An 8,102-nucleotide genomic window follows, 5' to 3' on the forward strand; every position below is an offset into this window, starting at 1 on the left:
CTGCTCCTTGCTTTTGATTGTCAGTGGCATACCCCAGGCTTTGGGGTTCCTCCTGTAAGGGGTAAGAGAGCGTTTATTTTGGTCGGCGGACGCTCTCTCTTTATGTGTGCAAACTCATGGTAGTGCTACTATTGTTTAATATAAACTATTAATAACTACTTTTGTGTTACCCTTAAACTCTAAGTCGTAATTATGATTAAGGATGTAGTCATGGCTGACAATATGGCAACAGAAAAGATTCGGACATCTATTTATCTCAAAGAAGACCTTAAGAAGGAGCTTGAGCGCTTAGCCAAGGTTGAGCGCAGAAGCCTTAACAACCTGATTGAGATTCTGGTTGAGGACGCTATTGAAGAAGCCAAAAAGGAAGGCAAACTAACCCATGCAAGCAAGTGAAGGGGATACTCTAGCCAGGATTGAGGCACTGGTAGAGAAGAATGCAGAAGCTATTTCCAAGCATCAAAGCGGTCTAGACAAGGCAGAAACCCGATTTGATGCTTACGTTAAAGCTTCTGAGAGGGTTGAACGGCTGGCGACAACGATCATCATTACCGCTGGCACTGTTACTTTACTTTCTCCCTTGCTGCAATCCATCGCCCCAACCATCCGGGCATTCATCGGAGGTGCAGCATGACACAAGCTACTGATACCTCAGAAGTCTTGAAGCTACTTCAAGGCATTCAGGGCGATATTCATGACATCAAAATCAGTCAAGCCAGGACTGAGGAACGGGTTATTAGCATTGATCAGTGGATTGATGCACTAGATAAGTCCCTAAGCCAAAGAATTGATGCTCTGGATAGCTCTCTGAATAAGCGGATTGACTCTCTAGAGCAACGCGGCAACGGGCAGGAAACCCGATTCTGGGGACTGGTGGCAATCTTGGCGACTACCCTGCTGGGGATTCTTGGCAAGGTGGTCTTTTTTCCAGTCGATAAGCTGTGACGGAGGCTGTGATTACCCCGAAATCTACCCCGGTAGTTTATTGATAATGCTCAAAAGGCTTACTGATAATCCGCTTCAGCAATGACAATGTAATAGTCCTACTGTTTCAATCGCTTGAGTGACCCGCCGACCTTGTAGAGATTATCCTTGAGATGGTACCAGTCCAAGATTTCCCGTTGGTGGTGTGCTGAGGCTGGTTTAGCGACGATATTCTAGACCCCATCATGCCCGTCGCCTAGGATCAACCCCTCATTGACCAAATAGTCCAATTCCCTTGAGTATTAATACTTGTCACCAGAGTGGCGCGCTCCCACCAAGATCGTCATAATTTCGCGGTTATGCAGTCCCCGTTCTCGCTGTCGTTGCATCCCTCCAGTGCTCAACAAATGCTGTTGCCATTGCGGTTCAAACTGCTGACAGAAATCATCGACGTGACTAAGATAAGGCTTCTAGACTAAACATAGGGTGGTAGAGGCATGAAAATTTTTTGGTACTTCCAGCCTATCTGTTCCGCCCGTTTTTTTATCCCGAACTCACGTTGAATAATGCAGGCTAGCGCTATATCTAGGAATATTAACCATCCGCACCCTCATCAAATCATGGCACTTGAAGAATCCTGGGGCTACGATCGCCGCATTCTCCACTACATCCAAAATGCTGCCGCCCATGGCTTGTATGAAATTCGGGGTCTGGGTGCCAAGCGTCGGCTCCCCCACTTTGATGATTTGGTGTTTCTCGGTGCCTCCCTCTCCCGTTATCCCCTAGAGGGCTATCGGGAGAAATGTACTACCAAAACCATTCTGGGGAGCCGTTATGCCAAAAAGCCGATCCAGCTAGAGATTCCGATTACCATCGCTGGCATGAGCTTTGGTTCCCTGTCCACCAACGTTAAAGAAGCCCTCGGTCGAGCGGCGACGGCCATGGGTACCTCAACCACCACAGGGGATGGGGGCATGACCTCGGAAGAGCGGCTGTCCTCCAAAACCTTAATTTATCAATGCTTACCCTCCCGCTACGGCTTTAATCCCGATGATGTTCGCAGGGCAGATGCAATCGAAATTGTCATTGGCCAAGGGGCAAAGCCAGGGGGTGGGGGAATGCTGCTGGGACAAAAGATGAACGCCCGAGTAGCAGAGATGCGTACCCTCCCCGAAGGCATTGATCAACGTTCGGCCTGCCGTCATCCCGACTGGACTGGACCCGATGACCTCGTGATCAAAATTCAGGAACTGCGGGAATTAACCGATTGGGAAAAGCCAATCTATGTCAAGTTGGGTGCCTCTCGACCGTTTAACGATGTCAAGCTTGCTGTGCAAGCCGGTGCCGATGTCATTGTCGTCGATGGCATGCAGGGGGGAACCGCCGCCACCCAAATGGTTTTTATTGAACATGTGGGAATTCCAACCCTAGCCGCCGTGCGCCAAGCTGTGGATGCCTTAGAAGACTTGAATATGAAGGGGCAGGTACAACTAATTGTTTCCGGTGGCATTCGTACCGGCGCAGATGTTGCCAAGGCGATCGCCCTAGGAGCAGATGCGGTCTCCATCGGTCAGGGGGTGCTGATGGCCTTAGGCTGTAACAGTGAAACCTATGTCCAAAATGGTGCACATTACCCTGCTGTCGAGGGTTACGCCGCCATTGGTGCTGCCCCCGGTTATTGCCATCACTGCCACACGGGGCTGTGTCCAGTGGGAATTACCACCCAGGATGAAGAGTTAGCAAAACGATTGGAACCTGAAGTTGGAGCAAAGCGCGTCAAGAATTACCTGCAAACCTTAAATATGGAATTAACCACCATTGCCCGAGCCTGTGGGAAGCAAAACATTCATCACCTGGAACGGGAAGATCTGGTAGCGCTCACCGTGGAGGCCGCCGCCATGGCTCGACTCCCCTTGGCGGGTACGGATTGGACACCGGGCTGGCCTTAGCGATTCAGGGGCTGTGTAGGTTGAATGATTTAGGCTACCGTACAGAGAGTCGCTGCTGGCCTGCCATTCTTGTATGTTGCCATTGCCTCCCCAAATCTTTGCTGTATTTGCCCCTGGATGGCGCTGGGTGCGGAAGAATCTGCTGAGCACCTGGCTGAATGTGGGGCTGACAATCACCACTGGCAGTTTGCTAATCTGGGCGGTGTTGGGAATTGGCCGTTGGGCTATCACCCAGGCTCAGTGGGCGGTGGTGCAGGTGAATTGGCGACTGTTTTTGATCGGACGATATCCTGTGAACCAATCCTGGCGGTTGCTGCTGGGGTTAGGGTTAATCGGGGGGGGTGCGATCGCCTCGCGGTGGCTGTGGCAACGAACCCCTCAATGGACCATTCTGGCCTGGATCTTGGCTTTCCCAATCATGCTGTGGTTGATCGGCGGCGGCGGCGGGCTCCGTCCCGTCAGTACCAATCTCTGGAATGGGCTGTTACTGACCTTGCTCTTGGCCGTCACCAGTACGGTGCTGTCGTTTCCCTTGGGAGTGTTGTTGGCTCTGGGACGACAAAGCACCCTGCCAATCCTGCGCTGGCTCTGTACGGCCTATATCGAGATTGTCCGGGGGGTTACCACTCATTGGCATTCTGTTTTTGGCGCAGGTGATGCTCCCTTTGGTGATGCCCCTGGGGGTACGCCCGGATCGGGTGCTGCGGGCGATCGCTGGCTTGGTGCTCTTTAGTGCCGCCTACATGGCGGAGAATGTGCCGGGGGGGGCTACAAGCTGTCCCCCAGGGGCAAGTGGAAGCGGCACGATCGCTGGGGTTGTCTCCCCCCCCTGGTGATTTCATTGATCGTGCTACCCCAGGCATTGCGGGTTGCGATCCCGGCCATTGTCGGTCAATTTATCGGTCTATTCAAAGACACCTCCCTACTCTCAATTTTTGCCCTCGTAGAACTAACCGGCATTGCCCGCTCCATTCTTGCCCAGCCTCAATTTATTGGTCGGGCAGCGGAAGTGTACTTGGCTGTGGGTCTGATCTATTGGGTGTTTTGCTATAGCCTGTCCTGGGCGGGTCGCAGCCTGGAGCAGCATTTGAGGGTGGGTCAAAAATAACGCCCTGATCCTCAAATGAGAACTATCAGGGCGGTGCAAACTGCAAAACTAGGCAGCGATCGCCGCTAAAATATCCTGGGCGTGGGTTTCTGTATTGATCTTGGTGTCGGCTCCAAACACATGGCTAACCTTGCCCGTGGCATCAATCACATAGGTAATGCGCTTGGCATAGCCACCGCCATCGACATCGTAGGCTTTGGTAATCGCTCCTCCCACATCCGCCAGCAGCGGGAAGGGCAGGTTAAACTTCTCGGTGAACTGCTGGTGAGAGGCTTGGTCATCGGTACTGACCCCAAAGACAATCAGATCTTTGCCTTCATAGTCGGCATAGGAATCTCGAAAGCTACAAGCTTCCTTGGTGCAGCCCGGTGTATCGTCCTTGGGGTAGAAGTAAAGAACGACTGTCTTACCCAAGTATTCAGACAGCGTCACCGTTTTACCGATGGTGTCTTTCACACTAAAGTTGGGAGCGGTGGTGCCAACTGCTAAAACCATAGGTTTTGTTTCCTTACAAGTCCGTTACATACTTTAATATTAGTCTGGCTTTAGAGGAAGTGTTGAGCACAACTACAGGAGAAGTTCCACCAGAGCATAACTGAGGGCAGCGCTGCCCAGGGGAACGGTTAAATTATCAATGCCAAACTTGGAAAATGCTTCCAGGGCAGTTGCCGTGAAAGCCACTCCCACCGCGATCGCCCAGGTCTGCCAGCAATTTCCCTCTACCCCTAACAGGATCAGACTGACGACGGTAAAACTGACTAATCCCATCGCCAGTGAGCCTTCCCAGCTTTTAGGCATGTCCCAAACCCGATAGGCATGTTGCCCCCAGCGTTGCCCAACGAGTGCCGCCAACCCATCCCCCCCACGTCATTACCAGCACCCCGAGGGCGGCATACTGCGGTTGTTGTACAGGCCAAAACCAGGCAATTAGCACTCCAATACTGACGGCATAGAAAAAGGTTCCCAGGCTCTTGCGTCCAACGCCGTTGATACTTGTGAAGATGGGAATGTAGTAGGACAAAAGGGCAATGGCGCTGAAGACGACGGCAGCCAGAACTCCAATCCAAGCCGGAATCTGTAACCACCAAGCCAGCAAAATCACATTGCCAGTGCCTATATGTACCACCTTTCTTACTACTTCTGGGTTGGCAGCACCACCACGGTGCAGCCCTTCAGCGACCAAGACAACCAAACCCAGCCACCCCCCCACCAAGGCAACGCGCCACCCGAGTGTCGGTAGGGCGATCAGCCAGGGCAGGGCGTTAGAAAACACTGCACCATCGGGAAGCCAGGAAGCAGAATTCAGCACCAGGAATGTCTCGTTAACCGGACGCGGGGCGTTGTCAGCAACGGATGAACCAGGGAATCATCCTGCTGGTCTTTATTACTTTACAGGAGCGGTGGGTATCGGGAAATTGGTTATCTGAGATACCACCCACTGGGCGGAAGCTGATTAGATGAGAACTTACGCTAGACTGAATGCCTCGCGTTACCCGTGCCTCAATTGCTGGGCTGTTGAACCATGATTGAACTCCTGGCGGTGCTGTCTGTCTCTGCGGCAGCAGGAATGCGAATTGCTTTACCGCTGCTGGTTATTGGTCTGTTGTACGGCAATGGGCTGTGGGCAAAAATTCCCCTATTGTCCCGGTTTTCACCTCCGATTGTCTTAGGAGTCCTAGTCAGTTGGTCCCTGTTTGAATTGCTGGCATCCAAGCGGTTAATGGGGCAGCGAATTCTGCAAATTGTCCAGTTGGTGTTTAGTCCCGTTGTCGGAATGATTCTGGGGATAACTGTTGCTAAGGCGATGGCTGTTCCGCCTCAATTGGTGTGGATTTTAGGTGGGGTGAGCGGTCTGTTGGCCTTGGTCTTCCAACTGGTTCAGGCTGGCTGGTTTTATCGACTGCGGGGGATTCCGCCCTGGGTGATTTTAGTTGAAGATCTACTCTGTATTTTTTTGGTGCTTTTTGCCTTTGATGCCCCGAAGCAGGGAGGGTTGATTGCCCTGCTGTTATTGTGGTTGGCAATTCGGAGTTCTAAGGCATGGCGCGATTGGTATTTTTAACCAGAAACATCCGGCGAAGCCCCGCCCACCAGGCCTCAACAGGTTTAGGCGTAGCAGGTGAATACTATTCTCTCAAGGCTATGGCTAGAAGGTCGTTGTTGAGATTCTTGATGGCTCAAACTATCATTGGGATCTTTGTCGCCCCGTCCCGTTCAATTGCCTAGAAGGTGGTCGTCTTTTATTGACGTCCCTGACTCAATACCATTGATGGATGGGACAGAAAAGGCGATCAACCCAGGGATGCTCGGAACAGGGTCTTTGAGCATCACCTTTTGTAACTGCCGAAAAACCACTAAAGTGAAGGATACTCTTGATTGTGTATTGGAGCTAAACGAGTCACCCGTGCGTAGAACTGTGATCGCTGGCAACTGGAAGATGTACAAGACCCAAGCAGAAGCCTTGGAGTTTCTCAAAGCCTTTGTACCCCATTTAGATAACACCCCGGATAACCGAGAAATTGTTCTCTGTATCCCCTTTACAGATTTGGCCATGATGTCGATGAACTTGCATGGGAGTAGAGTTCGCATTGGGGCGCAGAATGTCCATTGGGCAGAGTGTGGGGCTTTCACCGGGGAAATTTCTGGGGCGATGCTCACGGAATTGGGGGTACGTTACGTGGTGGTTGGGCACAGTGAACGGCGGCAATATTTTGGCGAAACCGATGTAACGGTGAACCTACGTCTTAAAGCCGCCCAAAAAGCTGGACTGATTCCCATTTTCTGCGTGGGTGAAACCAAGCAACAGCGCGATGCTGATGAAACAGAAGCCTTGATTTTCCATCAGTTACAGGTAGGGTTAGAGGGTGTTGACCTCAGCCAACTTGTGATTGCCTACGAACCCATTTGGGCGATCGGCACGGGCGAAACCTGTGAAGCCAAGGAAGCCAATCGGGTGATTGGCCTGATTCGAGGTCAACTCAGTTACTCCAATGTCCCCATTCAGTACGGTGGATCGGTAAAGCCAGATAATATCGATACCATCATGGCAGAGACTGAAATTGATGGTGTACTGGTGGGGGGTGCCAGTCTAGAATCAGAAAGTTTTAGCCGGATTATCAACTATTCAGAATCCCCGTAATGCGCTAGTCCCATGATCAGGATTCAATGACCAGCAAGTCCACTGCTTGACGCAATCATACTGTTTGCAGAACAGGGTGCCTAAGGAGAGCCGGATTCTCCTTAGCATCCAGCATAAGTTTATGGCTCTCCCGGCTTTGCGCTGATAAGGTAACCTTATTATGTCAAGCTATCGCTGGGTTTCAGGCGTTGGACAAACAAAATTTTGCAGCTTCCTATACAGTTTAAATCACAGATCCGGTAGAGCCGATACTGCTTGAGTTTGGCAAAAAAGTTCTCAATCAAATACCCTGCTTTGTACAAATATTTGTCATAATTGCGCTGCTCTTTACTATTCATTACTAGCGGGACAGTTCATTGAATCGTCTGCAATAGTTAAAGATCCTAGCCTACAAGTTTACCATTACTATGCATTTCTACCGACTCTGTATAAGCAATGATTCAAGTAGTATCTGGTGTCTTGCTGGTGTTTGGTTTCTGCCTAATTCTATTTCTTGTTTTTCTGAGCCAGCGGCAAAAACTAGGAGGACAGCAAGGATCTTACAAGCAACCAAAATCTAAGCGATCTTTACAACTACGCAAGTCACCTAAGAGGATGTTTTAAAAGGGTCGTCTTGAGCCTCAAATACGACTCAGTGGTGCAATCTAAAATCCATAAACCCTGATTCTGTCGTAGCGGTCTCTAGGTGGTCTGAGTGGTTGGATACACCCAGGAAGACTTTTAAAACATCCTCTATAGCGTTTTTCAGCCTAGTAGGGCTGGCGAGGTAAGATATAGGAATCCACTGTTAATCTAGATAAACGTGCGCCCATATTCTGAAGACTTGCGGAGAAAAATAGTTGAGAGATACATAGACGGGAAGACCTCTCAACGCAAGCTAGCCGAACAGTTTCATGTAGCATACAGCTTTGTACGCAAACTAACGAAGCAATATCGAGAGACCGGGACTATCCGTCCGAAGCAGCGAACAGAACAAACCCCC

At 50.7% G+C, this 8,102-nt stretch carries 8 protein-coding genes and 5 pseudogenes; 8 read left to right on the forward strand and 5 right to left on the reverse strand.

All coding sequences use genetic code 11. The features are described from left to right. Positions 1–210 precede the first annotated feature (210 nt). From DO97_RS19630 to DO97_RS19640, 3 genes are read left to right on the forward strand one after another with little or no spacing between them, the layout of a single operon-like run. Positions 211–396 (forward strand): ribbon-helix-helix domain-containing protein, encoded by a 186-nt coding sequence (locus DO97_RS19630; protein ID WP_036536079.1) that lies wholly within the window; start codon positions 211–213, stop codon positions 394–396. Further along, positions 383–634, forward strand: a complete 252-nt coding sequence (locus tag DO97_RS19635) for a ssr2422 family thylakoid membrane protein (RefSeq protein ID WP_036536816.1) — start codon at positions 383–385, stop codon at positions 632–634. Before DO97_RS19630 ends, DO97_RS19635 begins: the two co-directional genes overlap by 14 nt. Further along, positions 631–945, forward strand: coding sequence for a hypothetical protein (locus DO97_RS19640; RefSeq protein WP_036536819.1), 315 nt, complete (start codon positions 631–633; stop codon positions 943–945). Before DO97_RS19635 ends, DO97_RS19640 begins: the two co-directional genes overlap by 4 nt. 104 nt (positions 946–1,049) lie before the next feature. On the opposite strand, the pseudogene DO97_RS29910 reads toward DO97_RS19640, so the two are convergent. Both DO97_RS29910 and DO97_RS30435 read right to left on the reverse strand, forming a co-directional pair. Beyond that, positions 1,050–1,184, reverse strand: a pseudogene (locus DO97_RS29910) (ISKra4 family transposase); the annotation flags it as partial. Between the two features lie 54 nt (positions 1,185–1,238). Then, positions 1,239–1,407 (reverse strand): annotated as a pseudogene (locus DO97_RS30435) (IS982 family transposase); the annotation flags it as partial. A 137-nt stretch (positions 1,408–1,544) separates the two neighbouring features. Between DO97_RS30435 and DO97_RS19645 the strand changes: the two are divergent. Both DO97_RS19645 and DO97_RS31565 read left to right on the forward strand, forming a co-directional pair. Next, positions 1,545–2,873, forward strand: coding sequence for an FMN-binding glutamate synthase family protein (locus DO97_RS19645; RefSeq protein ID WP_036536822.1), 1,329 nt, complete (start codon positions 1,545–1,547; stop codon positions 2,871–2,873). Positions 2,874–2,946: 73 nt separating this feature from the next. Then, positions 2,947–3,981, forward strand: a pseudogene (locus DO97_RS31565) (amino acid ABC transporter permease). 48 nt (positions 3,982–4,029) lie between these two features. On the opposite strand, the gene DO97_RS19655 reads toward DO97_RS31565, so the two are convergent. Both DO97_RS19655 and DO97_RS31570 read right to left on the reverse strand, forming a co-directional pair. Next, complete coding sequence (locus DO97_RS19655; protein ID WP_036536823.1) at positions 4,030–4,476, reverse strand: peroxiredoxin; 447 nt, start codon at positions 4,474–4,476, stop codon at positions 4,030–4,032. Positions 4,477–4,548: 72 nt separating this feature from the next. Further along, a pseudogene (locus tag DO97_RS31570) lies at positions 4,549–5,254 on the reverse strand (diacylglycerol/polyprenol kinase family protein). A 249-nt stretch (positions 5,255–5,503) separates the two neighbouring features. Between DO97_RS31570 and DO97_RS19665 the strand changes: the two are divergent. Both DO97_RS19665 and tpiA read left to right on the forward strand, forming a co-directional pair. Further along, the gene (locus tag DO97_RS19665) at positions 5,504–6,043 is read left to right on the forward strand and encodes a DUF4126 domain-containing protein (RefSeq protein ID WP_036536826.1); all 540 of its coding nucleotides are present in this window, start codon (positions 5,504–5,506) and stop codon (positions 6,041–6,043) included. A 342-nt stretch (positions 6,044–6,385) separates the two neighbouring features. Then, the gene (tpiA, locus tag DO97_RS19670; protein WP_204368767.1) at positions 6,386–7,120 is read left to right on the forward strand and encodes a triose-phosphate isomerase; all 735 of its coding nucleotides are present in this window, start codon (positions 6,386–6,388) and stop codon (positions 7,118–7,120) included. A gap of 245 nt (positions 7,121–7,365) precedes the next feature. Here the strand turns inward: tpiA and DO97_RS31575 are convergent. Further along, a pseudogene (locus DO97_RS31575) lies at positions 7,366–7,449 on the reverse strand (IS5/IS1182 family transposase); the annotation flags it as partial. A 473-nt stretch (positions 7,450–7,922) separates the two neighbouring features. Between DO97_RS31575 and DO97_RS30445 the strand changes: the two are divergent. Next, a partial coding sequence (locus tag DO97_RS30445; RefSeq protein ID WP_156120685.1) for a helix-turn-helix domain-containing protein occupies positions 7,923–8,102 on the forward strand: 180 nt, incomplete at its 3' end.

Origin of the sequence: Neosynechococcus sphagnicola sy1, assembly GCF_000775285.1 — a bacterium.
Classification (GTDB): domain Bacteria; phylum Cyanobacteriota; class Cyanobacteriia; order Neosynechococcales; family Neosynechococcaceae; genus Neosynechococcus; species Neosynechococcus sphagnicola.

What these genes read in the sequence shown, in the direction of transcription:
- DO97_RS19630 (WP_036536079.1), top strand. Translation starts at nt 211, where the DNA reads ATGGCTGACAATATGGCAACAGAAAAGATTCGGACATCTATTTATCTC.
- DO97_RS19635 (WP_036536816.1), top strand. Translation starts at nt 383, where the DNA reads ATGCAAGCAAGTGAAGGGGATACTCTAGCCAGGATTGAGGCACTGGTA.
- DO97_RS19640 (WP_036536819.1), top strand. Translation starts at nt 631, where the DNA reads ATGACACAAGCTACTGATACCTCAGAAGTCTTGAAGCTACTTCAAGGC.
- DO97_RS19645 (WP_036536822.1), top strand. Translation starts at nt 1,545, where the DNA reads ATGGCACTTGAAGAATCCTGGGGCTACGATCGCCGCATTCTCCACTAC.
- DO97_RS19655 (WP_036536823.1), bottom strand. Translation starts at nt 4,476, where the DNA reads ATGGTTTTAGCAGTTGGCACCACCGCTCCCAACTTTAGTGTGAAAGAC.
- DO97_RS19665 (WP_036536826.1), top strand. Translation starts at nt 5,504, where the DNA reads ATGATTGAACTCCTGGCGGTGCTGTCTGTCTCTGCGGCAGCAGGAATG.